The sequence below is a fragment of the Pasteurella sp. WM03 genome (genome assembly GCF_004570945.1).
GTDB lineage: Bacteria > Pseudomonadota > Gammaproteobacteria > Enterobacterales > Pasteurellaceae > Rodentibacter.
The window spans coordinates 313,927-339,491 of sequence record NZ_SPPO01000001.1 but is presented as its reverse complement, the minus strand read 5'-3'; the positions used below and the strand labels follow the sequence as shown (position 1 = coordinate 339,491).

Sequence of the window (25,565 nt, the reverse complement as noted above, 5' to 3'; positions counted from 1 at the left end):
ATTTCTATTTTATGCATTTGCTACATAGTACTGAAAAATAGTCAAAATTAACCGCTCTTTTCATTTATTTTTACGCTAAGCCTCCACATCTTGTTCATCACGCAATTGGCGATCAAATACCTGAGCACATTCATCCGTACCTGACCCATACCAAGTGGTATCACGTAATGTAACTTCGCCCTTACGGTATTTTTCCACTTCGCTTTTCTTCACTAAATAGCCTGTTACACGAATTAAATCCGTATTTTTTAAATAGGTTGTAATATAGCGATAGCCTAAAGAAAAAGCGCCATCAATAATATCCACCACCGCATCGCAATGATCTACGTAGGTTTGGTCGAAAGCAAATAAATCTCCCGTACCTGATGGGAAATACTTGTGGAATGGGGCGGATTGTTTTAGATGAGCAAGTAATGTTGGCTCTTCACCTACACGAATACGATGTGCCGGCGCGTTGCGTTTATCTTCCTCATGGTTACTTGCCCCTACTTGCGCATGTAATAAATAGCGGTTGCCGGTACGCTCGGCATACACACCTTCATGCTCCTCAGTGATTTCCTTCAGTTTATCCATAATGGCAGTGGCAATTTCATCTCCCCGTTTACTTTTCCCAAAGGTTTCATTTAAATCTTCACACTGCAACAAATGGTTAGCCGCATCCGCTAATCCGACAATCGCGAACATACCGGTAAAATTGGTACGTTTAATGAAACCCTCTTTTTCTAAAAACGAACTGTTAAAAAAGTGGCTTTCTTCTACCACAAATTTATGGCGTTTATCCATTGTAGAAAGAGCGCATTTCGCAACACGTGGTAATAATTCATTCACCATTTCATCCACACTTTTGCAAGCCCGGGCGATAGTGCCAAGGCGTAAACGCGTTAATGTATAAGCTCCGCCACATTCAGGCAGTGCATTGTAACAACTTGCCACGCCATATTCTTCGCCTAAATCAGCGATATAGTAAGCATCGTTGGCAAAAGAAGGTTTAGAAACTAACAGACAGGCTTTTGCCGCAAGTTCGGCAAATTCACGGTTTGTTTTTGTTTTATCATAGCGGATTGTCATATTTGGCGTAGGTGCTTCAAGCTCAATCACTGCCCGTAAAATCAGGCGACCAGCTTTGGTATCATAGGGACCAATATTGGCATGACAAAAAGAATCCGGCACAGTTTTATCAATATGATTCAAGAAGCGTTTGATTTTGATGTAGTCTTTTTCTTCATCCGTAATGAAGGGATCAAGCAATACATCTAGCCGACCCACATAAACCGGATAGGTCGTAATGGAAGGCACATGAGAGTAAAGAATAAGCAAGCCATCAAGCACTTCATCAAGATCTTTTGGTGGCGGTAATTCTAAAAACTCACAACCTTTTTGAATATACACATTGTAATCCGGCAAAATATAGCGTGGACGATAAATGGCGTAACCTTCGCATAAATCACAAATCATTTGATTCTGCAAAAAGCCCCACTCTTCATCGGTGTAACCAAGTAGTGCTCTTGGATCAAACAGACGCTCGGCAATATTGCCCAGCATCATTAATTTTTGGTGATAAGTAAGGTTATTGGCTTTAACGGTATCGAGGATATCTTGAAGTGAAGCAAGCATAATATTTACCTGAATAGAAAAGATGGGGTATTGTAGTTCAGCCCTTCTAGTAAGGCAATTTTAAGAATGTGACTTAGATCACATTATCAAGAATAAGGAAAATCAATTCTGTTATATAATATGGCATTAAAATATTTTCGTTTTAATCTGTTTCCAGTAGCATAGTAATCTTTTCTCCCTCTAGGTAATTTATGAAAAAATCCCGAGTTCTTCCCTATCCTCGTTGGGCGGCAAGTTCCTTGTGGTCTGCAAATTTCTCAACTTTATTGGTTTTAATCTTATCCTTGGCTACTTTAGGGATAGGTGATGGATTAATTGTACTTTCAGGGTTAGGATCAACGCCTTGGACGGTGCTTTCTCAAGGGGTAGCGTTACAAACTCAAATCAGCATAGGTTGGTCATCATTTTTTATCAGTTGCATTGTGATGCTTGCCTGGCTACCGTTAAAGCTGCGTTTTGGGTTAGGCACAATTTTAAATATGATTGTAATCGCTTTCTTTCTAGGGCTGACCACAAAAATTTTACCACCACCGACCGCACTTTCAGGACGGATCGCCTTTGGTCTTGCTGGGATCTCGTTATATGGATTAGGCACAGCGTTTTACCTCAGCTGTCATTTGGGGGCAGGACCTCGGGACGGCTTAATGGTGGGATTATGCCAACGTTTTCAGCTAAATGTGGGTATTGTTCGTACAACCCTTGAAGTATCTGTTTGTCTATTAGGCTTTATCCTCGGTGGCACCGTAGGGATTGGCACACTCATATTCGCCACCGGAATTGGTTGGATTGTACAGGGCTATCTTCGTTTAATTTCCCACCTGCCACACTCGTTGAATGAAAGGAATGATCTTCGTTAATGCCAGTGGGATTGAAATTAAGCCTAAATTCATTTGTGTTTCTTTACCGGCAGGCGGACAAAATGCGAGGTGCTTATCCAAATCGTTAATCGGTTTCCAACGCCTTGGTTGAGAGGAACGGCTATTGGGATAAAACCCTACCGTTGGAAGATTAAAGGCACTGCTTAAATGCAACGGCCCTGTCGAACCGGCAATAAATAAATCGGCACAAGCTAAAGAATGGGCAAAATCAACCAACCCTTTATTTTTATCATAAATAACCACGCGTGAATCGCTCACTAATTGTGCCAGTTCATGAGCTTGCTCACTTTCACCCGGGCCGGCGGTCAACACTATTTGACAATCAAGCACCGCGAGTAGTCCTTGAATGAGTTCGGCATATTGAGCAAGCGAGAGATTCGTTGCCGAGCCTCCTGAACCGCTATGCACAAAAAGCCATTTCTTCTTCGCTGAAAGCCCCAAGGTTTCTTGTAAAAAAACACGCTGATTTTCAACCGCACTTTTATCTAACACAAGATAGGGTGGTTTTGGCTCAATAATCGGCATATTGTATTTTTTTAAAAATGCCCGTACTAAGTCCTGATTATATTCCGCCTCCGATTTTTCTGAACGGGAACGGCGTTGTGTGAGGCGATGATTATAAAGAAATTGAATCACTTTTGTTGCTGGAGCGAGGCGATATTTAATCCCGCTTTTCCAAGCTAATTTAGCATTATGCGTATTGGAAAAAAAACTGATTATGGCATCAAAGTTTCTTCTTCTGATCTCATGAATAAGGCGGTTAAAATCTGCTTTGTCGTCTTTTTTACTATCAATAATCACATCATCCAAATAAGGACAAATTTCTGCAAGTGGTGCAGTATAACTCGGCACAAGTGCGGTTAGTCTTAGTGAAGGATTTGACGCTTTCAGCATAGCGAAAGCCGGCCATGCCTGCATAAAATCACCGAGTTTATCATTACGAATAAGCAACATTTTTTTCATCATTATTACTCCAAATTTTGTGTTTTTTCTGCTTGCCTTAACATCGCATAAAACACAACGGTTAATAAAAGATAGAAAATATTACCGGAATTATGTGTTAAAAAACCTTGGCTTAAACAGTAAATCATAATTGAAAGAATATGTACTGTGCCTAAAGTCGCCACTAATTTAACATCAAAAGAGGCACTATTTAAATTGCGTTTAAATTGATACAACGGCACCAGTAAAACCCCTAGCAAAGCAATAAATCCAATCACACCCCGTTTAGAAAAATCATCAAGATACTGATTATGAGCATGATCGAATTGCCCAATATTTCCAGTTACCACATTCCCTTGAACATCTTGCTTACGCTTTTCTATCGAGCCTTTCTCTCCCCATCCGAAAATTGGTTTTTCCTTTATCATTAGAACCGCACTTTTCCACATGTCAAAACGTAGCCCAAGCGATGTATTGGCATTGTTTTTCTCATAGCTAGCAATATCAGTATGAATTAAAGAAAAACGCTCCATCATTCGGCTATTTGGCATTTGACTGATACCAACAAGGGCGATAACAAACAAGCTAATCACCCCAAGGAAGAATTTTTTTGAAAGTGAATGACGGTAAATCCATAGCATCACAATCAGCATAATCGGCAATGCGACCCAGCCCCCACGAGCGGTCGAAAGAATACTACCTAAGATACCGAAAAATGAGGCAAGAATACAAAGTGCGGTGATTTTTTTCTGAGAGTTTTGCCAGTAATAAAGCCCAATCACAAGACTAAACAAGCCTAACGACATGGCAATATCACCACCTTGAATTTGCATTGTACGGGGGGAATACGCCATAGGACTATGCAAAATAAATTTATCATAAAGAGCGACAAGCCCGACAATCACCGAGCCTAAAGGGATGGCATAAATCAATACACATAACTTTAACGGTATTCTTAACAATAAAACTAAAGTCGGAATTAATAAAATTGCACGGCTTGGATTATCTAGCACTCTTCCCTTTTCATCATTCACCAAAAAGGAAAGGACAAAGACAGAAAAATAAAAAATATAACTATAAATCAGCCATTTATCCTCTTGAGATAAATTCCATTTAAACTTTTTAATTAGCCCATAAATACCGTAACCAATCCCTAAAGCCATTAAAAAGAATGGAGCAAAATTATGCCCACCTTTAAAAGTCAATACAGATAAAAAGAAAGCACTAATACCAAAGTTAGCTAAAAAGGGGAGAAAATTCTGTTTTGAAATCTGCATAAATCATCACTCAAATATAAAAAACCGCACTAGAAAGTGCGGTTGTATTTTATGCTATTTTTGTGGATTATAAAACATCAACACAGTTTAAGTCTTCGAAAGACTGTTCTAGGCGTTTAGACATAGATTCTTCCATTTTGCGTAACCAAACACGTGGATCATAGTATTTTTTGTTTGGTACGTCCGGTCCTTCAGGGTTACCTAATTGACCTTGTAAATAAGCTTCATTTGCTTTGTAAAAGTTTAAGATACCATCCCAAGCTGCCCATTGCGTATCAGTATCAATGTTCATTTTGATTGCACCGTAACCAATTGCTTCACGGATTTCTTCACGAGAAGAACCTGATCCACCATGGAATACAAAGTTAATTGGTTTAGCCGGAAGATTACGTTCTTTTGCCACAAATTCTTGTGATGCCCCTAGAATAGACGGTTTTAATTTCACATTACCCGGTTTATAAACACCGTGTACATTACCGAATGCCGCCGCAACAGTAAAGTTCGGGCTGACCGGATTTAATTGGTCATAAACGTATAATACGTCTTCAGGTTGGGTATAGAGTTTAGACTCTTCCACATCTGAATTATCTACGCCGTCTTCTTCACCACCGGTGATACCGATTTCAATTTCAAGAGTCATCCCGATTTTATCCATACGAGCAAGATATTCACGACAAATTGCCATATTTTCTTCCATTGGCTCTTCAGATAAATCGATCATATGAGAAGAAAATAATGGACGACCGGTTTCAGCAAAATGTTTTTCACCTGCTTCTAACAAACCATCAATCCATGGAAGTAATTTTTTCGCAGCGTGGTCAGTGTGAAGAATAACCGGCACACCGTATTCTTTTGCGAGAGTATGAACATGTTTCGCACCGGCAATCGCTCCTAATACATCGGCACGAGTACCTGATGCAGGTTTGATACCTTTACCCGCATAGAAAGACGCACCACCATTAGAAAATTGAACAATCACTGGGGCTTTTACGCGTGCCGCCGTTTCTAATACCGCATTCACGGAATCCGAACCTACACAGTTTACTGCCGGAATAGCAAAATTATTCTCTTTTGCATAAGCAAACACTTTCTGCACATCTTCACCGGTCAATACACCCGGTTTTACAATATCTAATAAACCCATCTTGTTGTTTCCTTCTTTAAATGTTAAGAACTTTTATATGGTGTATGTCATTTAACACACACCATCATCATATTCGGTTAATTAACCGTTCGCACGTTTTTCAAGAATTTCCACCGCAGGCAATACTTTACCTTCGACAAATTCTAAGAATGCACCGCCACCGGTTGAAATGTAAGAAATTTTATCTGCAATGCCAAATAAATCGATCGCGGCAAGGGTATCACCACCACCGGCAATAGAGAATGCATCACTATTGGCAATAGCGTGAGAAATCACTTCAGTCCCTTTACGGAAATTAGGGAATTCAAACACGCCTACTGGCCCATTCCATAAAACGGTTTTCGCATTTTTGATGATTTCAGCCAATTGCTCTGCAGATTTATCACCAATATCAAAAATGGATTCATCGTCTTTTACTTCAGTCACGGCTTTTTCGGTTGCTGGTGCTGTTTCAGAAAATTCTGTTCCTACACGCACATCAACCGGAACGGGAATATCCGTACTGGCGGCTAATTCTTTTGCCACAGGAATTAAATCTTCTTCATACAAAGACTTACCTACATTGTGACCGGCCGCAGCGATGAACGTATTTGCAATACCGCCACCCACGATAATTTGATCAGCAATTTTTGAAAGAGAGTTTAACACTTCTAATTTTGTGGAAACTTTAGAACCGCCTACAATTGCCACCATTGGACGAGCAGGTTCTTTTAACGCTTTACCTAAGGCATCTAACTCAGCGGCAAGCAATGGACCGGCACAAGCAACCTGCGCAAATTCAGCAACACCATAAGTTGAAGCTTGTGCACGGTGTGCGGTACCGAATGCGTCCATCACGAATACGTCACAAAGTGCAGCATATTTTTTCCCTAATTCAGGATCGTTTTTCTTTTCACCTTTGTTTACACGAACGTTTTCTAAAACAACGATTTCGCCTTCTTTTACATCCACGCCATCAAGGTAGTCACGCACTAAACGCACAGGAACATCAAGATGTTCGTTCAAATAATCAACAACCGGTTGTAAAGAATCTTCAGGTTTAAATTCCCCTTCAGTCGGACGACCTAAGTGAGACGTCACCATCACTTTCGCCCCTTTTTCAAGGGCTAACTTCAAAGTTGGGATGGTTGCACGAATACGTGCATCGGAAGTCACTTTGCCGTCTTTTACCGGTACATTAAGATCTGCACGGATAAACACACGTTTGCCCGCTAAATCTAAGTCGGTCATTTTGATTACTGACATAATCTATCCTCTTTGTTGGTTAAAGTTAAAATTGAAACTTGCACATTATACCGAGTTCTCAGAATGTTGTAACGATTTAGATCAAAGAAATCCCAATTACTTCGGGCAATCGATCACCTGCCACTGTTTATCATAACAAATGAACAATTCATTCCTACTTGCGCCAAGATAGGCATTTTTAAGTGATGGATTATTTTGTTTCATCCAACGGAATAATTCCCTCTTTTCTAACTTTTCTTTCGGTAAACGTAACGCACTAAACAATGCCCATTCCTTGGCGAAATACTGCTCTGCTGAGCTGAATGCACAGCTACCATGTTTTTCCCACTCGCCCTGTAATAGTTTTGCACCAGGAGATAAACTTAAATAAGGTTCAAGGAGTGATTTCGATAATGGCGGTAAATCCCCTTGACAGAAACGGGGGTGATCCGCCACAGAGCTTGCCTTGGCATTTTGTGGCCACAAACCATGTACCACCCAGCCAAAAGTGCGGTTATTTTCACATTGATATTTCACTGACGAAGGTAATTCGTTGCCATATTTTTCACGCTGAGAAGCACAAAAAGCCGGTGACCAAGAAAGCACTAACATATAATAATCCACCGGTGCAGTAGCATTTTGTCCAATGGGATCATCACGCATCACCACATCATAATCAACAAAAATATCCTGCTTTTTGACCGCACTTTTACTCGTTTGAGGAGAAGATACCGGTGTTGAAGATTGAGACGGTTTGGGAGGCATTTTCCCTTCGTTAAAGTATTGCCAGAGACTGAATGCCGCAAGAGCGATAATGGAAATTGTGGAAATTTGCTTTTTCATAAAATACGTTTGTTTTTTGTCAATTTTGTGTTTGTCGGCTATAATCCGCCACTTTCTATTTCACTCATTGTAAGGATCATTATGGCATTACTCATCACTCAAAAATGCACGAATTGCGATATGTGCTTACCGGAATGTCCAAATGAGGCCATTTCTGTCGGTGATGAAATTTATGTGATCGATCCTGTACTTTGTACTGAATGTGTTGGGCATTATGACACGCCAACCTGTCAAAAAGTTTGCCCGATTACGAATTGTATTAAACCTGACCCCGATCATCAAGAAACGGAAGAACAGCTTTGGGAGCGTTTTGTGATGATCCATCACGCCGATAAGCTTGAAGGTTAAGCTATGTTTTCTCAAATGAATAAAACAAAATTACTCAAAATCGTGGCGATTTTGATTTATCTGCTTAGCCCGATTGATATTTTACCGGAAGCCATACTCGGCCCTTTGGGCCTAGTAGATGATGCTGCGGCAATTTGGTTATTAATCAAGATTTTTCTTTCTAAATAGAGATTGTGGGGAGGCTGGCACAGCGTCCTCAATTTACAATAGAATTTAAAAGGATTTCTCAAAAATCAAATTCAGGTTTTGACGGTTGTAGAATATATTGTCGGAATAACTGCGCCATAGCAGCGGTGTTTTGTTTATCCATAAACAGGACAATAGCAAGTTCAATCCGCACGGGGTTAAAATCTGCCCGTTCACGATAAACCCAAATGGCTTTGCTTAGTTCACCGATTAATGCTATGTGCTTTGCTCGGCAAATTGGATAAACCGAGAGAAACTTCGTATTCTATTGCGCTTGGAAAAGGTGGTTTAAGGTTCGTAGGGACACACTGCGTGTGTCCACTTGTAACATATTGAAATAATTTTATTTTATAACGGACACACGCAGTGTGTCCCTACTTCATAATGTTGCGTAAATTCAGAGAATTTCAATCGCACTTTTCGTTGCGTTATGCCGCCTTCATTTGGAAGATCACCAATTCCGCCTGACAGCAAAAAGCAAATTTTGCCTTTAATAAATAGCCGCCATCGACTTTACTGATTTCCGACTGAATTTCACAAGGTTCACTTTCAACCTCACGGGCCTTCTCAGTGAAGAAATCAAGTGCGGTTTGCGCTTGTTCTTGGGTGTCATAGATATAGTTGATCTTTTGGGTACAATCTCGATTATCAAATAATGATTTCATATCGAAAGTATTACAGCCCACACATTCAATGGGTTTTTCTGTTTGAATTGCCATCTTTCTTTCCTTTTTATCTCTATTTTGCCGCCACAAAGCCTACCGCTTCATAGACTTTTGTTAAGGTTTCTTGTGCTTTAACACGTGCTTTTTCCGCCCCTTGGCGAAGAACGTCATCAAGCAAGGCTTCATTATTACGGTATTCTTGGAAACGAGCTTGTAACTCTGCAAGTAAATTTGATACTTCATCAGCCACCGCCGTTTTTAAATGACCGTACATTTTTCCTTCAAATTCTTGTTCCAGTTCGGCAATGGATTTATCTGTTACCGCAGAAAGAATATCCAATAAATTCGATACGCCGGCCTTGTTTTTCACATCATAACGAACCATTGGCGGTTCATCAGAATCCGTCACCGCACGTTTAATTTTCTTCGCCACAGATTTTGGATCTTCTAAAAGTGTGACGACATTGTTTCGATTATCATCAGATTTTGACATTTTCTTTTCCGGATCCTGTAATGACATAATACGGGCTCCTGCTTTGCCAATAAAAATTTCAGGAATGGTGAAAATATCGCCATAAAGTGCATTAAAACGGTTTGCTATATCACGGGTAATTTCCAAATGCTGTTTTTGATCATCCCCCACCGGCACACTTTTGGCTTGATAAAGTAAAATATCCGCCGCCATCAACACCGGATAATCAAACAACCCCACATTAATATTTTCTGCATAACGTGCCGATTTATCTTTAAACTGCGTCATACGGCTCATTTCACCAAAATAAGTATAACAGTTGAGCACCCAACTTAATTGGGTATGTTCCGGCACATGGGATTGAACAAAAATTGTCGCTTTATTAGGATCGATACCGCAAGCCAAATAAAGTGCCACCACATCAAGGGTCGCTTTACGCAATGCCGCCGGATCTTGACGAACCGTTATTGCGTGTAAATCCACCACGCAGAAAATACATTCATAATCCTCTTGCATTTTCACCCAATTACGCAATGCGCCTAAATAGTTTCCGATAGTCAACTCACCGGAAGGTTGTACACCGCTAAATACGATTGGTTTTGTCATACTTTATCCTTTTTATCTTGCAAACAAATTGGCGGTATCATATCAAAAGATATAGCGTTTTTTAATGAGAGAGTTCAAAACCGATGGCAAAAATGCTATATTGCACGCAATTTCAGCCTGTTTATTGCGTCTATTACGTTTCTTTTATGAAAAATTATCATGACATTGTGTTGGCATTTGCTGGCGTATTTCAATCTGCTGCGTTGGTCAATCAATTGGCAACGAAAGGTAAAATTGAAGATCAAGATGCTTTTCAAACAACGATTCGCTCTCTCTTACAAACTCAGCCGGAAAATGCACTCGATGTTTTTGGCGGGCAGCTGTACCATTTAGAACTGGGTTTAGAAACACTTATTGAACAATTTTCCACACTTGATGATCAAAATATTGTCAGTTGTTGGGGTGGCCTGTTGTACTTAGAAAAACGACTCAGTAAAAATCTTGAAGCCAAATCGCAACTTGCCCAACGTATTCAACGCTTACCGGAACAATTGACATACCACGGATTACTAAGCGAAAGAATGCTGTCAATTATGGCAAGCACTTATGTTGATATCATCAGCCCTTTGGGGAAAAAAATTCATATAAACGGAGAGGCCAACTATCTACAGCAACCATTTATTCAAGATAAAGTTCGTGCTTGTTTGCTTGCCGGGCTTCGTTCTGTCATATTGTGGCGACAAATGGGCGGCAATAAATGGCAACTTTTCTTCTCCCGAGGAAAAGTTATCAAGACAGCAGAAGAAATTTATTTAACAATTTATTCTTAATGATCAACATTCCTTAATACACCGGAGTTATTTTATGCAACTTTCCGCACTGACTGCGATTTCCCCAATTGATGGACGTTACCAAGACAAAGCAACCGCACTTCGCGATATTTTTAGTGAATTCGGTTTACTAAAATTCCGTGTAACTGTCGAAGTTCGCTGGTTACAAAAATTAGCCGCAACCACCGCCATTCCGGAAGTATCTCATTTATCTCAAGAAGCAAACGATTACCTTGATAAAATTGTCAGCGAATTTAGTCTAAAAGATGCGGAACGCATCAAAGAAATTGAACGTACCACCAATCATGATGTAAAAGCGGTGGAATATTTCTTAAAAGAAAAAAGTGAAGCGCTACCGGAATTAGCAAAAGTGTCAGAATTTATTCACTTTGCCTGCACCTCTGAAGATATTAATAATCTCTCCCATGCATTAATGCTAAAAACAGCACGTGATACCGTGATTTTACCCGAATGGCAAAAACTGATTGATGAAATTACCCGCCTAGCAAACGAATATAAAACCATCCCCTTACTTTCACGCACACATGGGCAGCCGGCTTCCCCAACGACTGTCGGAAAAGAAATGGCCAATGTGGTCTATCGTTTACGCCGCCAATTCAAACAACTGCAACAAAATGAGATTCTGGGCAAAATTAATGGTGCGGTGGGCAACTACAACGCCCACTTATCCGCTTATCCGGATCTTGATTGGCATAAATTCAGCGAAGAATTTGTTACCTCGCTCGGCTTGAACTGGAACCCCTACACGACACAAATTGAACCTCATGATTACATCGCCGAATATTTTGATACCATCGTGCGTTTCAACACCATCATCATTGATTTCGATCGAGACCTCTGGGGCTACATTGCATTAAATCATTTCAAACAACGCACCGTTGCCGGTGAAATTGGATCTTCCACGATGCCGCATAAAGTGAACCCGATTGATTTTGAGAACTCAGAAGGCAATCTTGGTCTTGCTAATGCCGTAATGACCCATCTAGGACAAAAACTACCAGTTTCCCGTTGGCAACGGGATTTAACGGACTCCACCGTCTTACGGAATCTTGGCGTGGGCGTAGGTTACTGTTTAATCGCCTATGCAGCGACCCGTAAAGGTATCAGTAAATTAGAAGTTAATGAGCCGCATTTACGTGATGAACTCAACCAAAACTGGGAAGTGTTGGCTGAGCCGATTCAAACCGTTATGCGCCGTTATGGTATTGAAAAACCTTATGAGAAACTCAAAGAGCTCACTCGTGGTAAACGTGTAGATGAACAAGCTATGCGGGAATTTATAGAGAAACTTGAGATTCCGTCGGAAGAAAAAGCCCGTTTACAACAACTTACCCCTGCAACCTATATCGGTGCGGCCATTGAGTTAGTAGAAAAACTCTAACTTGATATAATAAAGTGCGGTCAGAATTCTATGAAAATTTTAACCGCACTTTCATTTTTCTATCCCTCAAAAATTAGACAAAGATCAAAGCAAGTGCATTTTTTGCAAGACAAAAAAACAAAATAGCTTTATCATAACGCGCGATTTAGGTTCACCTAATACACATTTTTATTAACTTAAAGAGGAAAACAAAAATGGCAAAAATTGTTAAAGTGATTGGTCGTGAAATCATCGACTCACGCGGTAACCCTACTGTTGAAGCAGAAGTTCATTTAGAAGGCGGTTTTGTTGGTTTAGCAGCAGCGCCATCTGGTGCTTCAACCGGTTCCCGTGAAGCATTAGAATTACGCGATGGTGACAAATCACGTTTCCTAGGCAAAGGTGTATTAAAAGCGGTTGCGGCGGTAAATGGCCCTATCGCTGACGCATTAGTAGGTAAAGAAGCCTTAAACCAAGCTGAGATCGACCAAATCATGATCGACTTAGATGGTACAGAAAATAAATCTAACTTCGGTGCAAACGCCATCTTAGCGGTTTCATTAGCAAACGCTAAAGCAGCGGCGGCATCTAAAGGCTTACCATTATACGCTTACATTGCAGAACTCAACGGCACGCCGGGCGTCTATTCTATGCCCTTACCAATGATGAACATCATCAACGGTGGTGAACATGCTGACAACAATGTTGATATTCAAGAATTTATGATTCAACCGGTTGGTGCGAAAACATTACGTGAAGCACTTCGTATCGGTGCGGAAGTATTCCACAATCTTGCTAAAGTATTAAAAGCAAAAGGGATGAGCACTGCAGTTGGCGATGAAGGCGGTTTTGCACCAAATCTTGCCTCGAACGCAGACGCTTTGGCTTGTATCAAAGAAGCAGTAGAAAAAGCCGGTTACGTATTAGGTAAAGATGTTACCTTAGCGATGGACTGCGCCTCTTCCGAGTTCTACAACAAAGAAACCGGCAAATATGAAATGAAAGGCGAAGGTCGTTCATTCACTTCTCAAGAATTCACACACTATCTTGAAGAACTTTGCAAAGAATACCCAATCGTGTCTATCGAAGACGGTCAAGACGAATCTGACTGGGATGGTTTTGCGTACCAAACTAAAGTACTTGGCGACAAAGTACAATTAGTCGGTGATGACTTATTTGTAACCAATACCAAAATCTTAAAAGAAGGAATTGAAAAAGGTATTGCAAACTCTATCTTAATCAAATTCAACCAAATCGGTTCTTTAACTGAAACCTTGGCGGCAATTAAAATGGCAAAAGATGCAGGTTATACTGCGGTCATTTCTCACCGTTCCGGTGAAACCGAAGATGCGACTATCGCAGATTTAGCGGTAGGTACGGCAGCAGGCCAAATCAAAACAGGTTCGATGAGCCGTTCTGACCGTATTGCAAAATACAACCAATTAATCCGTATCGAAGAAGCCTTAGAACGTGCAGGTACACCGGCTGCATTCCCGGGTTTAAAAGCGGTGAAAGGTCAAGCCTAATTTTTGGTTGATTTAAACTGAAATCGCACCGCACTTTTAGGAAAAAGTGCGGTGTTTTTTTAAGGTGTTTTTTATGACTATACCCACTCATTCACTGCTAACCGAGCCTTGGCTCACTTGGGCGATTGAAATCCAAAGCATTGCACAAAACGGACTTACTTATTGTAAAAATATCTACGATATTGAACGTTATGAACGCTTACGTGCTCTCTCTGCGGAAATGCTAAGCTATAAAACGGCACTCCCAACAGAAACCGTGAAACATCTTTTCTGCAGTGAAGAAGGCTATCAAACGCCCAAAGTGGATACTCGCGCGGTAATTTTCAAAAACGATAAAATTTTGCTGGTGCAAGAAAATGATGGACTTTGGTCGCTACCCGGCGGTTGGTGTGATGTGTTAGAAACCATTCATAGCAATACAATAAAAGAAGTAAAAGAAGAAGCCGGTCTTGAGGTAAAACCCACTTTCATTATTGCCATTCACGATCAACATAAACACAATTTTCCACCTTTTGCCTATCGTGTATTAAAAACCTTTGTGATGTGTGAGCAATTAAGTGGTGAATTTCAATCAAACACCGAAACCTTGCAATCCGATTATTTTGCGTTAGATGAACTGCCACCCTTAGACGAAGCCAAAAACACAGCTGCGCAGATTGCACTTTGTTTTCAAGCACGCCATAGTAAGTCGTGGACAACGCTATTTGATTAGGAGAAATTATGTTACATCTCACCCTTGAGGATCAACTCTTCCTCGGACAACCCAAACAAGTCGGCACTCATTCAACCCGGTATGATCACTTTGCCGTGATGTTTGAAGATGACGGCGAAACAGGCTATTTTTATGCGTTGGATATGCGTCAAAACGCTCAACCAATTGTAGATGTGTTGCACGTTTATAATGTGGATTCCACCTCAAATCATCATGAAGCCCGCAAATTGGAAATTTGTTGGGATGAAAGCGGTTATTTAGCCCTACTCTTAATTAATGGTTATCCACACGCAGTATTTGATTTTGCCCGCTTGGTCGGTTATAACAGCAACAAATATCCACAACCGAATTTAATGAGTATGTGGACACGAGAAGAACTCACTAACGATAAAGCCGAGCAATGGCTTGGCGTGAAAACCATCAAATAAATGAAATTTTATCGCAACCTTCAGCCTTTCAAAGTCATTAGCTTTGATTTAGACGACACACTCTATGACAACCATGATGTGATTCGTACTGCTGTCTCACGTTTTGTGCAATTCACGCAAGACCTAACTCAATGTCCAACGTTTGAAACAGAGTGGTTGGATTGGAAAGAACGTATTGCACAAGAAAATCCGCTCTTAAGCGAAGATGTCACTGCGTGGAGAAAAGAAGCATTACACCAATTTTTAAAGGCTCAGGGAAAAAGTGCGGTTGAAATTGACCGCACTTTAGTACGCTCAATGAATGAATTTTTACATTGGCGTCACCAAATTGATGTTCCCCAAGATTCGCTAAATGTATTAAATCAGTTAAAAACAGGCTACAAACTCGGCGCTATCACCAATGGCAATGTGGATCCTTTACGTATCGGATTATCACAATTTGACCTTATTTTACGTGGTGGCGAACATGGCAAGGCAAAACCTCACAAAGATTTGTTTCAACAAACAGCACGCTATTTTAATGTTTTGCCACAAGAAATTTTGCATGTGGGCGATAACTTAACGACTGATGTTCAAGGGGCGATTCAAGCAGGTTGCCAAGCGGTGTGGATTAATTTATCAGATAAACATCTTATGGATTTTCCACAAGCCTCTCTTTTACCAACGTTAGAAATCAACAACTTAACTGAACTATTATGGCTATGAAAAAGAAAAACCAAATTCTCGTTACCCTTTCCATTGTCGCATTACTTGGTGGCTGTTCGGAAGAAGAAGTACAAAGGGATGTGTACCATTCCCTTGAGGACTGCCTCGCTGATTGGAAAAAAATCGAGTTATGCGAAGCAGACAAAAATACAGAAAATGCACAAACAGCACCAACTAATGTGAGTGCTCAAGCACAACAAAACAACGCTTCTCTCTCCGGTTTAGGCTTACGTAATAACAGTGAAAATGCTAATGCCGTCAATGGTGAATGGCAAAACGCTAACCAAAACAATCCGGCAGCATCTGAATCCAACAATGCAAACGGGGAACCGACTGCCAATGCTGAAAGTAGCGATCCTTCCTTAGGTGCAGCAATTGCAGGAGGTGTGATGGGCTATATGGCAGCCCGTGCGATGAGTAACTTTTTAGGTCCGAGCTATCATCCAAGTAATCGCGCTGTCTCCACTCCGAGCGGACAAGTGATCCAGCCTCAAACTAATCGTTCCGTAGGCAAACCAATGCTCGTAAAAGGCAATGCCGGAAGTATGAACAGCAAACCGATTTCACGAGGCGGTTTTAGCAGCCCAAGCAATTCAAACCGTAGTAGCGGAGGCTAAAATGAAACGCGTAACCGGTTTTCCAACCCGTCCCGATATGGTGCAACAACTGCTTGATGTCGGGTTTGATTATTACAATTTGCCTTCCAGTGATGGTTCTCATTATTGGTCTGATAATGTTGCTTATGAGTTTAGCTTAGCGGAAATTGATCGGATTGAAGACACCACGAATGAACTGCACACAGTGTGTTTAGATTTTGTTGCCGATGAAATCAGACAAGGAGATTACACCCATTATCGTTTCACCGATTTGCAAAAACAGTTAATTGAAGACTCGTGGCGCAAGCAAGCGCCCTATTTATACGGACGTTTTGATTTTGGCTATGATGGCAAAAATTTAAAAATGTTTGAATACAACGCCGATACACCAACGTCTTTATTAGAGGCCGCAGTCGTGCAATGGCAGTGGCTGGAGCAAATTGAAGGGTTACAACACCGTGACCAATTTAATTGGATCCACGAAGAATTACTTAAACATTTCAGTTTTCTCAAACAACAGAGTGGAAAAAGTGATTTCTATTTTAGCGCCATGCAAGAGGCCGGACGGGAAGATTGGGGAAATTTAGATTACCTCTCAGATGTCGCTTACAACGCCGGCTGGAATATCCATCAACTTGCGGTGGAAGACATTGGTTATAACAAGGAAAGTAAAGAGTTTGTCGATTTAAACGATACGCCTATTGATATGCTGTTCAAACTCTATCCTTTGGAATGGTTAAGCGGTGCCGAATTTGCCCAACATATCCCGACAGCCAATACCCATTTTATTGAACCTGCTTGGAAAATGTTATTAAGCAATAAAGCTCTGCTCGCAAAATTATGGCAACGTTATCCAAATCACCCGAATTTACTGCCTGCGTATTTCAACAAATTTGATATTACCGACCAAAACGCAATTTGGGTGAAAAAACCATTGCTTGGTCGGGAAGGTGCGAACCTATTCTATTATGAAAAAAGTAATGGTGTGGAATTTGCCGCCAAAGGTAGCGAACATTCAGCGTTTTATGATACGTCCGGTTATATTTACCAACAAAAATTTGAACTACCGAATTTTGACGGTATGTATCCTGTTATCGGTTCGTGGGTTATCGGTGATGTGGCTTGCGGTATGGGATTACGTGAGGATTTCACAGCGGTGACTGGCAACGATAGCCATTTTGTGCCACATTATTTTGTACCATAAGGAAAATATTTAGCCCTAAACAATGTATAAAAGTGCGGTCAAGAACCAGCATTATGTCGCAGTATTCAAGATTATTTTAGTTTTATTGGTGGGATATGTACCTACTATAAAATTATTTCAATCTATTGTGGAAGAAATAAGCATTGTTCTCTTAATTTATTGAGATTTCCGCTTTGTCCATTTACCAACATAATACCTAAAAAACCGATGTTTTTGACCGCACTGACGAGGGAAAAATTATTCTGCTAATTCTGTTCTCTCGTGAGCCATTAACTCCTGCCCTACATCATCAAGTAGGCTTAAATAGCGCTCATATTGTTTCAACATATCTGCGATCAACTCGTTTTGATCCATATATTGCACATCGTAACCGATACGCCCATCAAAAAAATAGGTATAAGGTTCGTAAGTCGTGCTGTACTGAATATGCGGAAGATTTTCATCATTGATTAATTGTTCAGAGACTTCGCGTCCCACCGATTTAATGCCATACATAAAATCAAGCATTGATTCTTTTTGAATGACTAATTCCACAGCAGGCTCATCTTGGTCAAACAAGGTATTGACTTGCACTGTTAAATTATATTTTCCGATCAGTTCTTGGCGTAATTCACGCATAGCCGGTAAAGCCGTATATTTCAAGAAACGCAGAATATCTTTTTCCTGTGTTTGGCTCATCATTTGCTCTAAACGTTCTTTCCATTTTTCACCTGTCCAGAAAATACTCGTTGGGTTCACCTTAGTCGAAAAATATTTTTTATCTGCATTTAACCCTTTCCACAAGCTAAAACACATGACTAACATTAATACAGCAAAGGGTAATGCCACCATTAATGTCATCGTCTGCAAATTTGCTAACCCCCCTGATTGCATTAATACGATTGCGACCACTGACATCAATATTCCCCACATCACGGTTTGCCAGTTCGGCGATATAAGACTTTTATCACGAGAAGCAATATTGTTTAAAACATAAATCCCCGAATCTGCTGAGGTGATAAAAAATAACGAGATCACGAGCAAACTCACCAACCCGCTAATAGTCGGTAATGGTAAATAATCAAGAAACTTAAACAGTAAAGTTTCCGGTGATGAAATCATTTTCCCTAATGCACCGGCTGCCTCACCATCATTTAACCAAATGGCAGTGTTACCAAATACGGTAAACCAGAGGATACCGAATATACTTGGAATCACCAATACACCAAAAATAAATTCACGGATAGTACGTCCCTTGGAAATACGGGCGATAAATAGCCCCACGAAAGGTGCCCATGAGCACCACCATGCCCAGTAAAGCACCGTCCAGCCACTGAACCAAGCCGTATGTTCTTGCTCGTACACATAGGTTTTGAAACTAAGTTGTACCAAATTGCGGAGATAAGTACCAATGTTGTCGCTAAATGCCGATAGCAAATACAATGTTGGTCCTGTAACCAATACAAAAATGAGTAACAAAAATGCCAGTGATAAATTTAATTCACTCAGTATTTTTACCCCTTTCCCTACACCTGAGATCGCAGAAAAAACCGCTAGACTCATGACTACAGCAATCACAATAATTTGTAATGTAAAAGTATTTTCACTCACCCATCCCATTTGATGCAACCCTGCCCCTAACTGAGAAGCGCCAAAGCCTAGAGTAGTAATAATACCGAATAAGGTGGCAAGTAATGCCATAATGTCGATGAGATCGCCCATTTTTCCATTTATGCGATCTTTCAATAGTGGGTAAAAACAAGAGCGTAAGGCTAAGGGGAGTTTATAACGGAAACCAAAATAAGCTAAGGCTAATGCAATCGTGCCATATACTGCCCAAGCATGAATGCCCCAGTGAAATAATGTATGCAATAATGCCTCTTGTTGGCGGTGCTCCGCCGCACCGCTGGTGATTTCAGAAAGATAATGGGTTAATGGTTCTGCCACCCCAAAAAACATTAACCCCACCCCCATACCGGCTGCAAACAACATAGCAAGCCAAGAGAGGAAGCTAAATTCAGGTTCTTCCTCATTACTGCCAAGTTTAATATTCCCCAAACTACTTACGGACAAAATCAGTAAAAAGCCTAAAAAAACTGAGAATACTAGTACATAAAACCAGCTAAAATTTGCAAAGATACCGGCTTTCGCTTGGTTTAATAATGCTTGAGTTTGATCCGGTGCGATTAAAATCATCGCCACCAGTAATAAAACAAAAAACAGCGTTAATCCAATCACAAAAGGATTAAATGACGTTCGCTTTTCCATAAATTGAGATAAAGACAAACCTTTCCCCTTAAAATGAAGTCTATAAATTAAAAATTCGATTTATTCAAAACATTGCCATTAGGCAAAAAGTGTGTAGTGGAACCACTACAATGACAGCACATAGAAGTGCGATTTTGGTAGAAATACTCAGTAGGCATTGAGAGATTATTTCTAAAAGCGGGCGAATTCTATCAAAAAATGATGATTATTTCAAATTAGTAGATATTGGCGAGTAAAAGTGCGGTGAAAAACACTTGTATTTTTCACCGCACTTAAAATAAAAAACTATATTCTCTCCTCAATAATCCCTCCGCCTAAACAAACCTCCTCCAGATAAAATACGGCAGATTGTCCGGGAGTCACGGCAGCTTGATGTTCATCAAAAACAACACGGATGGTGTCATTATCAATAGGTTCTATTACGCAAGGAATATCTGTTTGACGATAACGGGTTTTCACTGTGCAGCGTAACGATTCGCGAATCGGTTGGCGATCCACCCAATGCAGCTGCTTTGCAATTAACCCGTTAGAAAATAAACGAGGATGATCATGCCCTTGAGCGACAATCAATTCATTATTTTCCACATCTTTATCCACCACATACCAAGCTTCTTCTCCGGCATTTTTCAAACCGCCAATGCCTAAGCCTTTACGCTGACCGAGAGTGTGGTACATCAAGCCATCGTGGCGACCAATCACCTCGCCATCCACCGTACGAATATCCCCAGGCTGTGCCGGTAAATAACGCGCCAAGAAATCTTTGAATTTACGCTCACCAATAAAACAAATGCCCGTTGAATCCTTTTTTTTCGCGGTAATTAAACCTAAATCCTCTGCAATGGCACGCACAATTGGTTTTTCAATTTCCCCCACAGGGAAAAGACTTTGTCCTACTTGTTGATGCCTTAGGGTATATAAAAAATAGCTTTGATCTTTATTGGCATCCAAACCACGCAATAGCTGTGCATTTTCATCATCACCGGCACGGCGAACATAATGCCCTGTGGCGATATAATCTGCGCCAAGATCTTCTGCGGCATAGTCTAAAAATGCTTTAAATTTAATTTCTTTATTACATAAAATATCAGGGTTCGGCGTACGGCCAGCTTTATATTCCGTTAAAAAATGCTCGAATACATTATCCCAATACTCTGCCGCAAAATTGATTTTATGCAGTTTAATGCCGAGCTTATCACACACAGCTTGCGCATCCGCAAGATCGGCTGCCGCAGTGCAATAGTCCGTATCATCGTCCTCTTCCCAGTTTTTCATAAACAAACCTTCCACTTGGTAGCCTTGTTGTTGAAGTATAAATGCGGACACTGAGGAATCTACCCCACCGGACATTCCACAAATCACTTTTTTTGTGGCGTTTTCGGCAAGTTGTTCTGATGTGAGTTGAGGGAAATATTGATTATAAGTTTTTGAAATTAACATAAATTCTCCCGTAACTTCGGTTAAGGCGAAGCACATTGGTTTGATTACTAAAATAATTAGAAGAAATTATTTTTTACTCACTAAGATACAATTGAAATTACCTTTTCATTGCATTAAAAAATTTTTTTGATAATTGTTCTATCTCTTCTTTTTTTGCTAACACATTCATCCATTCTTGTGGAATTGAGTCAATACCATACAACAATCCAGCGAGTCCGCCAGCAACAGCAGCAGTCGTGTCCGAATCTTCACCTAAATTAACAGCATTTAATACCGTAGAAGAATAATCGTCATTATTTAATAAACACCAAATACTGGCTTCTAATGTATGCAATACATAACCCGAGCTTTCAATTTCATCCTCATTGAATTGCGCAATATTTTGTTTAAATAATCGATCAAACATGTCTATTTCAGTTTTGGATATATTTAGTGTAGCTAAATAACTTGGTATTTCTTTTTGTAAACGCATGTAGCTATCTAATTTATCTAGACCTTTTAGCAAATAACGAGCAAATTCTAAGTAATAGAAACACGCAATAATAGAACGAATATGCCGATGAGTTATTGAAGCCATTTTTTTCGTATAAGTAAAACGTTCATCAATATTTTTATCAAACGTGAAAAACACTAAGGGTAAAATTCGCATTAATGCACCATTTCCATTATCAAGTTCAGATTCACCGCCTGATAATTCAGGTTGTACACCAGTATAGAGGTTAAAAATGGATTTACGGGTTGCTATCCCAATATCAAAAATCTCACCTCTCGGACGCCAATAATCTTCTTCAACCCATTTTAGAAAGCTATTTGCGATTTTTTCTAAATTAAAATTAAGTTCAAGATTATCTGCAAGACAAAATGTAAGCGAACTATCGTCAGACCAAGTCCCTAGCTCTTGATTATGTATACCTCCACTCTGCATTCCTATAATCGGTGTAGCTTTTAGAGATGCACGATCCATAAATTCTGCAGGAACACCTAAAGCATCAGCAACACTAATACCAAATAGCGCCGAACGTACTTGATCCAGATAGAACATTATTTCACCTCATAGAACTGCGAATCATCATTTTTCTTCGCAAATTTTTGTTCATACTCTGCTTTGGCTTGTTCATCACCTGCATCAAGTTTTAATTGAAGTGTATCGCAAGGTTTATCACAATCACAGGCTTTGGCTATCCCCAAGGTGGATAAACCGCCGCAACTGCCTTTTAGGCTCTGCTTTTTGATAATAAAGCCAATCGACATCAGTAAAATAATCGCCACAAAGGCGATGAGGGTAAAAAATAACGTTTGCATGATTATTCCTTTGTTTCCATCAATTTTTTAAATGAGGATGACATTTTTGTTTCAAAGCCATTTTCGGTTTTGATGATTAAATAGACCGCAAGATCATTTTTCTCCGCCACTTCAAGGGCTTTTTCTTCCCCGAGTACAAATAGACCCGTTGATAAACCGTCTGCCGTCATTGTTGTTGGCGAAAATACCGTGACTGAGGCAAGATGATGCTGGATTGGATAACCGGTTTTCGGATCAATTTCATGGGCGAAACGTTTGCCGTTTTCTTCAAAATAAATACGGTAATCGCCGGAGGTTGCCATTGCCATATTATTTAAACCAATCACATTTTCGACCGCTCTTTCTCCCGTCATATTAGGCTTTTCAATGGCGATTTGCCAAGGTTTTCCTTCTGCGTTTTTTCCTTTGGCTCGAATTTCACCTCCAATTTCCACCATATAGTTTTGTACATTGAGCAGTTCCAATTTTTCTGCCACTTGATCCACCCCAAAACCTTTCGCAATGGAAGAAAGATCAACATAAACTTGTGGAACGGCTTTACTTAATGTTGGGGTTTGACCAGTCATATCAAGGGTAATTTTATCAAGCCCTACCCAAGCTTGACGCTCTGCAAGTTGTTCCGGTGTCGGTTGGCGTTCCGGGCGTTTTTCAGGACCAAACCCCCATAAATTCACAACCGGTCCAACAGTCACATCAAGCGCCCCTTCAGTGATTTGATGTATCCGAATGGCTTCTGCCAACACTTTCGCAAAATCTGCTGAAATTTCAATAGGCGTGTTGACTTGAGTATTTTGGTTAAAACGGCTTAATTCCGAATCCTTAATATAAGTGGACATTTTGGCATTGACGTCTTTAAAAATGCTATCAATCTGTTCATGGGTCTTTTGTGAACTTTCACTCACAGAACCATCATCAATATATTTTACATGATAGGTTGTACCCATGGTTTTACCACTTAATGTGATCACTTCAGCCTCTTTCTTACAGGCCGCCAGTGAGCAAGCGAAAACAACAGCAAGTAGTCCGCTCAATATTTTCTTCATTTATTTTTCCTAATGAGGTGAATATAGGCAAACTGACTTTTCAATCAGTTTGCCTGTAATCTGAATAGCAACAAGGGCGTATGCCATACGTCCCTAAAAAACGCTTTAAATTTTGACCGCACTTCATCACAAAGTGCGGTCAATTTTCATGGTGTTTTAACTAATTAAATCATCCACCGAAGTCATCTAACAAGATGTTTTCGTCTTCAACGCCGAGGTCTTTCAACATTTTGATTACCGCTGCGTTCATTACCGGAGGTCCACACATATAGTATTCACAATCTTCCGGTGCTTCATGATTTTTCAGGTAGTTTTCATAAAGTACATTGTGAATGAAACCGGTATAGCCATCCCAGTTATCTTCCGGCAATGGATCAGAAAGAGCCACATGCCATTTGAAGTTTGGATTTTCCGCTTGAAGCGTATCAAAATCTTCCACATAGAACATTTCACGTTTAGAACGTGCACCATACCAGAATGAGATTTTGCGTTTAGAATGTAAACGTTTTAACTGGTCGAAAATGTGTGAACGCATTGGTGCCATACCCGCACCACCACCGATGAAGACCATTTCCGCATCGGTTTCTTTGGCAAAGAATTCACCAAACGGCCCGGAAATTGTCACTTTATCACCTGCTTTTAATGACCAAATGTAGGAAGACATTTGACCCGGAGGTGCGTCAGGTTGACGAGGTGGAGGCGTTGCAATACGCACATTAAGCATAATAATGCCTTTTTCTTCCGGATAGGAAGCCATGGAATAAGCACGAATGATATGCTCATCCACTTTAGACACATAACGCCATAAATCGTATTTATCCCAGTCTTCGTGGTATTCCTCAGGGATATCAAAGTCTTTATAGTGAACAGTGTGAGGCTCAGCTTCAATTTGAATATAACCACCCGCACGGAAAGGCACTTCTTCACCTTTAGGAATCGCTAATTTAAGCTCTTTAATGAAAGTTGCTTTGTTATCGTTGGAAATAACGGTACATTCCCATTTTTTCACACCGAAGATTTCTTCCGGAAGTTCAACTTCCATATTGCCTTTCACATTCACTTGGCAAGCCAAACGATAACCCTCTTTAGCTTCACGTTTGTTAATGTGAGAAAGTTCGGTAGGAAGAATTTCACCACCACCGCTTTTCACTTTCACAATACACTGACCACAAGAGCCACCGCCACCGCAAGCAGAAGAGACAAAGATTCCTTTACTTGCTAATGCGCCTAATAATTTTCCACCGGCAGGTAATGTGATTGCCTTGTCAGGATCATCATTAATACCGATTGTAATGTCCCCGGAGTCCACGAGTTTTGATTTCGCAAATAAGATGATTGCCACTAATACCAATACGATAACCGTAAATGCAGCAATACCGAGTGCAAGAATTACTGAATCACTCATTGATTACACTCCTTATAATTGAATACCGGAGAAGGACATAAAGCCCAACGCCATTAAACCAACCGTGATGAAAGTAATACCTAAGCCTTTCAAACCACCCGGAATATCTGCATATTTCATTTTTTCCGTTAAGCCAGCAAGTGCAACAATAGCAAGCATCCAACCTAAACCGGAACCGAAACCGTATACGATAGACTCAGGAAAATTGTAATCACGTTGAACCATAAAGGATACGCCACCGAAAATCGCACAGTTTACTGCGATAAGAGGCAAGAAAATCCCCAGTGCGTTATAGAGAGACGGCATAAATTTATCTAATACCATCTCAAGAATTTGCACTAGACCTGCAATCACGCCGATAAAGGTGATAAAGTTTAAGAATGACAGATCTACACCTTCAATTAATGCATTTTCTTTTAATATGTTCGCATAAATCAACTGGTTAACCGGTACAGCAACACCTAATACGAAAGTTACTGCAATCCCTAAACCAAAAGCGGTAGATACCTTTTTTGATACCGCCAAGAATGTACACATCCCCAAGAAGAAGGAAAGTGCCATATTTTCAATGAAGACGGCCTTCACAAATAGGCTAATATAATGTTCCATT

The 25,565-nt window shown here is 40.3% G+C and carries 26 protein-coding genes; 11 read left to right on the top strand and 15 right to left on the bottom strand.

Features of this window, described 5'->3' with window-relative positions; genetic code table 11:
- Nucleotides 1–75: 75 nt before the first annotated feature.
- Nucleotides 76–1,614 (bottom strand): YjjI family glycine radical enzyme, encoded by a 1,539-nt coding sequence (locus E4T92_RS01695; protein ID WP_135093173.1) that lies wholly within the window; start codon nt 1,612–1,614, stop codon nt 76–78.
- A gap of 191 nt (nt 1,615–1,805) precedes the next feature.
- Here E4T92_RS01695 and E4T92_RS01690 point away from each other — a divergent pair, with 191 nt between their 5' ends.
- Nucleotides 1,806–2,471, top strand: a complete 666-nt coding sequence (locus E4T92_RS01690) for a YitT family protein (protein ID WP_135093172.1) — start codon at nt 1,806–1,808, stop codon at nt 2,469–2,471.
- Here E4T92_RS01690 and E4T92_RS01685 read toward each other — a convergent pair.
- The 5 genes from E4T92_RS01685 to E4T92_RS01665 all read right to left on the bottom strand — a co-directional run bounded on the left by E4T92_RS01685 (nt 2,421) and on the right by E4T92_RS01665 (nt 7,922).
- The gene (locus E4T92_RS01685; RefSeq protein WP_135093250.1) at nt 2,421–3,455 is read right to left on the bottom strand and encodes a glycosyltransferase family 9 protein; all 1,035 of its coding nucleotides are present in this window, start codon (nt 3,453–3,455) and stop codon (nt 2,421–2,423) included. The two genes, E4T92_RS01690 and E4T92_RS01685, sit on opposite strands and share 51 nt — an antisense overlap.
- Nucleotides 3,456–3,460: 5 nt before the next feature.
- Nucleotides 3,461–4,711 (bottom strand): O-antigen ligase, encoded by a 1,251-nt coding sequence (locus E4T92_RS01680; protein ID WP_135093171.1) that lies wholly within the window; start codon nt 4,709–4,711, stop codon nt 3,461–3,463.
- 67 nt (nt 4,712–4,778) lie between these two features.
- Nucleotides 4,779–5,855: a class II fructose-bisphosphate aldolase gene (gene fbaA / locus E4T92_RS01675; protein WP_077541619.1), complete on the bottom strand. Its 1,077-nt coding sequence runs from the start codon at nt 5,853–5,855 to the stop codon at nt 4,779–4,781.
- Nucleotides 5,856–5,936: 81 nt separating this feature from the next.
- The gene (gene pgk, locus E4T92_RS01670) at nt 5,937–7,100 is read right to left on the bottom strand and encodes a phosphoglycerate kinase (protein WP_135093170.1); all 1,164 of its coding nucleotides are present in this window, start codon (nt 7,098–7,100) and stop codon (nt 5,937–5,939) included.
- A 96-nt stretch (nt 7,101–7,196) separates the two neighbouring features.
- On the bottom strand, nt 7,197–7,922 hold the full coding sequence (locus E4T92_RS01665) for a ribonuclease (protein ID WP_135093169.1): 726 nt from the start codon (nt 7,920–7,922) through the stop codon (nt 7,197–7,199).
- A gap of 81 nt (nt 7,923–8,003) precedes the next feature.
- Between E4T92_RS01665 and E4T92_RS01660 the strand changes: the two genes are divergently transcribed.
- On the top strand, nt 8,004–8,270 hold the full coding sequence (locus E4T92_RS01660) for a YfhL family 4Fe-4S dicluster ferredoxin (RefSeq protein ID WP_077541617.1): 267 nt from the start codon (nt 8,004–8,006) through the stop codon (nt 8,268–8,270).
- A gap of 15 nt (nt 8,271–8,285) precedes the next feature.
- Nucleotides 8,286–8,438: a DUF1232 domain-containing protein gene (locus E4T92_RS01655; RefSeq protein ID WP_135093249.1), complete on the top strand. Its 153-nt coding sequence runs from the start codon at nt 8,286–8,288 to the stop codon at nt 8,436–8,438.
- Nucleotides 8,439–8,884: 446 nt separating this feature from the next.
- Here E4T92_RS01655 and E4T92_RS01650 read toward each other — a convergent pair whose 3' ends face one another.
- Together E4T92_RS01650 and trpS are read right to left on the bottom strand one after the other, a co-directional pair.
- Complete coding sequence (locus tag E4T92_RS01650) at nt 8,885–9,175, bottom strand: YfcZ/YiiS family protein (RefSeq protein WP_135093168.1); 291 nt, start codon at nt 9,173–9,175, stop codon at nt 8,885–8,887.
- Nucleotides 9,176–9,194: 19 nt separating this feature from the next.
- Complete coding sequence (gene trpS / locus E4T92_RS01645; protein ID WP_135093167.1) at nt 9,195–10,199, bottom strand: tryptophan--tRNA ligase; 1,005 nt, start codon at nt 10,197–10,199, stop codon at nt 9,195–9,197.
- A 146-nt stretch (nt 10,200–10,345) separates the two neighbouring features.
- Here trpS and hflD point away from each other — a divergent pair, with 146 nt between their 5' ends.
- The 8 genes from hflD (at nt 10,346) to E4T92_RS01605 (ending at nt 17,521) form a co-directional block, all read left to right on the top strand.
- Nucleotides 10,346–10,969: a high frequency lysogenization protein HflD gene (gene hflD / locus E4T92_RS01640; protein WP_077541759.1), complete on the top strand. Its 624-nt coding sequence runs from the start codon at nt 10,346–10,348 to the stop codon at nt 10,967–10,969.
- A 34-nt stretch (nt 10,970–11,003) separates the two neighbouring features.
- Nucleotides 11,004–12,371 carry an adenylosuccinate lyase gene (purB, locus tag E4T92_RS01635; RefSeq protein WP_135093166.1) on the top strand — a complete coding sequence of 456 codons (1,368 nt, stop codon included), beginning with the start codon at nt 11,004–11,006 and terminating at the stop codon, nt 12,369–12,371.
- Nucleotides 12,372–12,565: 194 nt separating this feature from the next.
- Nucleotides 12,566–13,876, top strand: coding sequence for a phosphopyruvate hydratase (eno, locus tag E4T92_RS01630; protein WP_135093165.1), 1,311 nt, complete (start codon nt 12,566–12,568; stop codon nt 13,874–13,876).
- Between the two features lie 73 nt (nt 13,877–13,949).
- Complete coding sequence (locus tag E4T92_RS01625) at nt 13,950–14,588, top strand: NUDIX hydrolase (protein ID WP_077541607.1); 639 nt, start codon at nt 13,950–13,952, stop codon at nt 14,586–14,588.
- Nucleotides 14,589–14,596: 8 nt separating this feature from the next.
- The gene (locus E4T92_RS01620) at nt 14,597–15,016 is read left to right on the top strand and encodes a DUF2251 domain-containing protein (protein WP_077541605.1); all 420 of its coding nucleotides are present in this window, start codon (nt 14,597–14,599) and stop codon (nt 15,014–15,016) included.
- The gene (locus tag E4T92_RS01615; RefSeq protein ID WP_135093164.1) at nt 15,017–15,721 is read left to right on the top strand and encodes an HAD-IA family hydrolase; all 705 of its coding nucleotides are present in this window, start codon (nt 15,017–15,019) and stop codon (nt 15,719–15,721) included. It begins immediately after the preceding gene.
- Nucleotides 15,718–16,338 (top strand): hypothetical protein, encoded by a 621-nt coding sequence (locus E4T92_RS01610; RefSeq protein ID WP_135093248.1) that lies wholly within the window; start codon nt 15,718–15,720, stop codon nt 16,336–16,338. The genes E4T92_RS01615 and E4T92_RS01610 overlap by 4 nt, the downstream gene beginning before the upstream one ends.
- A 1-nt stretch (nt 16,339) precedes the next feature.
- Entirely contained in the window at nt 16,340–17,521 is a 1,182-nt protein-coding gene (locus tag E4T92_RS01605; protein ID WP_135093163.1) for a glutathionylspermidine synthase family protein, read from the top strand.
- Between the two features lie 237 nt (nt 17,522–17,758).
- Here E4T92_RS01605 and E4T92_RS01600 read toward each other — a convergent pair whose 3' ends face one another.
- The 7 genes from E4T92_RS01600 to nqrE form a co-directional block, all read right to left on the bottom strand.
- Nucleotides 17,759–19,786 (bottom strand): BCCT family transporter, encoded by a 2,028-nt coding sequence (locus E4T92_RS01600; RefSeq protein ID WP_135093162.1) that lies wholly within the window; start codon nt 19,784–19,786, stop codon nt 17,759–17,761.
- Nucleotides 19,787–20,053: 267 nt separating this feature from the next.
- Nucleotides 20,054–21,205 carry a tRNA 2-thiouridine(34) synthase MnmA gene (mnmA, locus tag E4T92_RS01595; RefSeq protein WP_135093161.1) on the bottom strand — a complete coding sequence of 384 codons (1,152 nt, stop codon included), beginning with the start codon at nt 21,203–21,205 and terminating at the stop codon, nt 20,054–20,056.
- A 97-nt stretch (nt 21,206–21,302) separates the two neighbouring features.
- The gene (locus E4T92_RS01590; protein ID WP_135093160.1) at nt 21,303–22,247 is read right to left on the bottom strand and encodes an ADP-ribosylglycohydrolase family protein; all 945 of its coding nucleotides are present in this window, start codon (nt 22,245–22,247) and stop codon (nt 21,303–21,305) included.
- Complete coding sequence (nqrM, locus tag E4T92_RS01585; RefSeq protein ID WP_135093159.1) at nt 22,247–22,507, bottom strand: (Na+)-NQR maturation NqrM; 261 nt, start codon at nt 22,505–22,507, stop codon at nt 22,247–22,249. The genes E4T92_RS01590 and nqrM overlap by 1 nt, the downstream gene beginning before the upstream one ends.
- A 2-nt stretch (nt 22,508–22,509) precedes the next feature.
- The gene (locus E4T92_RS01580) at nt 22,510–23,550 is read right to left on the bottom strand and encodes an FAD:protein FMN transferase (RefSeq protein ID WP_135093158.1); all 1,041 of its coding nucleotides are present in this window, start codon (nt 23,548–23,550) and stop codon (nt 22,510–22,512) included.
- Between the two features lie 169 nt (nt 23,551–23,719).
- Nucleotides 23,720–24,955 (bottom strand): NADH:ubiquinone reductase (Na(+)-transporting) subunit F, encoded by a 1,236-nt coding sequence (gene nqrF / locus E4T92_RS01575; RefSeq protein ID WP_135093157.1) that lies wholly within the window; start codon nt 24,953–24,955, stop codon nt 23,720–23,722.
- 12 nt (nt 24,956–24,967) lie between these two features.
- Nucleotides 24,968–25,564 carry an NADH:ubiquinone reductase (Na(+)-transporting) subunit E gene (gene nqrE / locus E4T92_RS01570; protein WP_018356313.1) on the bottom strand — a complete coding sequence of 199 codons (597 nt, stop codon included), beginning with the start codon at nt 25,562–25,564 and terminating at the stop codon, nt 24,968–24,970.
- Between the last annotated feature and the right edge of the window lies 1 nt (nt 25,565).

Coding starts and splice junctions, on each gene's coding strand:
- E4T92_RS01580 (WP_135093158.1), bottom strand. CDS start 23,550: ATGAAGAAAATATTGAGCGGACTACTTGCTGTTGTTTTCGCTTGCTCA.
- fbaA (WP_077541619.1), bottom strand. CDS start 5,855: ATGGGTTTATTAGATATTGTAAAACCGGGTGTATTGACCGGTGAAGAT.
- purB (WP_135093166.1), top strand. CDS start 11,004: ATGCAACTTTCCGCACTGACTGCGATTTCCCCAATTGATGGACGTTAC.
- E4T92_RS01690 (WP_135093172.1), top strand. CDS start 1,806: ATGAAAAAATCCCGAGTTCTTCCCTATCCTCGTTGGGCGGCAAGTTCC.
- E4T92_RS01625 (WP_077541607.1), top strand. CDS start 13,950: ATGACTATACCCACTCATTCACTGCTAACCGAGCCTTGGCTCACTTGG.
- E4T92_RS01695 (WP_135093173.1), bottom strand. CDS start 1,614: ATGCTTGCTTCACTTCAAGATATCCTCGATACCGTTAAAGCCAATAAC.
- E4T92_RS01620 (WP_077541605.1), top strand. CDS start 14,597: ATGTTACATCTCACCCTTGAGGATCAACTCTTCCTCGGACAACCCAAA.
- trpS (WP_135093167.1), bottom strand. CDS start 10,199: ATGACAAAACCAATCGTATTTAGCGGTGTACAACCTTCCGGTGAGTTG.
- E4T92_RS01680 (WP_135093171.1), bottom strand. CDS start 4,711: ATGCAGATTTCAAAACAGAATTTTCTCCCCTTTTTAGCTAACTTTGGT.
- eno (WP_135093165.1), top strand. CDS start 12,566: ATGGCAAAAATTGTTAAAGTGATTGGTCGTGAAATCATCGACTCACGC.
- E4T92_RS01665 (WP_135093169.1), bottom strand. CDS start 7,922: ATGAAAAAGCAAATTTCCACAATTTCCATTATCGCTCTTGCGGCATTC.
- E4T92_RS01685 (WP_135093250.1), bottom strand. CDS start 3,455: ATGAAAAAAATGTTGCTTATTCGTAATGATAAACTCGGTGATTTTATG.
- E4T92_RS01605 (WP_135093163.1), top strand. CDS start 16,340: ATGAAACGCGTAACCGGTTTTCCAACCCGTCCCGATATGGTGCAACAA.
- mnmA (WP_135093161.1), bottom strand. CDS start 21,205: ATGTTAATTTCAAAAACTTATAATCAATATTTCCCTCAACTCACATCA.
- nqrM (WP_135093159.1), bottom strand. CDS start 22,507: ATGCAAACGTTATTTTTTACCCTCATCGCCTTTGTGGCGATTATTTTA.
- hflD (WP_077541759.1), top strand. CDS start 10,346: ATGAAAAATTATCATGACATTGTGTTGGCATTTGCTGGCGTATTTCAA.
- E4T92_RS01655 (WP_135093249.1), top strand. CDS start 8,286: ATGAATAAAACAAAATTACTCAAAATCGTGGCGATTTTGATTTATCTG.
- nqrE (WP_018356313.1), bottom strand. CDS start 25,564: ATGGAACATTATATTAGCCTATTTGTGAAGGCCGTCTTCATTGAAAAT.
- nqrF (WP_135093157.1), bottom strand. CDS start 24,955: ATGAGTGATTCAGTAATTCTTGCACTCGGTATTGCTGCATTTACGGTT.
- pgk (WP_135093170.1), bottom strand. CDS start 7,100: ATGTCAGTAATCAAAATGACCGACTTAGATTTAGCGGGCAAACGTGTG.
- E4T92_RS01650 (WP_135093168.1), bottom strand. CDS start 9,175: ATGGCAATTCAAACAGAAAAACCCATTGAATGTGTGGGCTGTAATACT.
- E4T92_RS01615 (WP_135093164.1), top strand. CDS start 15,017: ATGAAATTTTATCGCAACCTTCAGCCTTTCAAAGTCATTAGCTTTGAT.
- E4T92_RS01610 (WP_135093248.1), top strand. CDS start 15,718: ATGAAAAAGAAAAACCAAATTCTCGTTACCCTTTCCATTGTCGCATTA.
- E4T92_RS01590 (WP_135093160.1), bottom strand. CDS start 22,247: ATGTTCTATCTGGATCAAGTACGTTCGGCGCTATTTGGTATTAGTGTT.
- E4T92_RS01660 (WP_077541617.1), top strand. CDS start 8,004: ATGGCATTACTCATCACTCAAAAATGCACGAATTGCGATATGTGCTTA.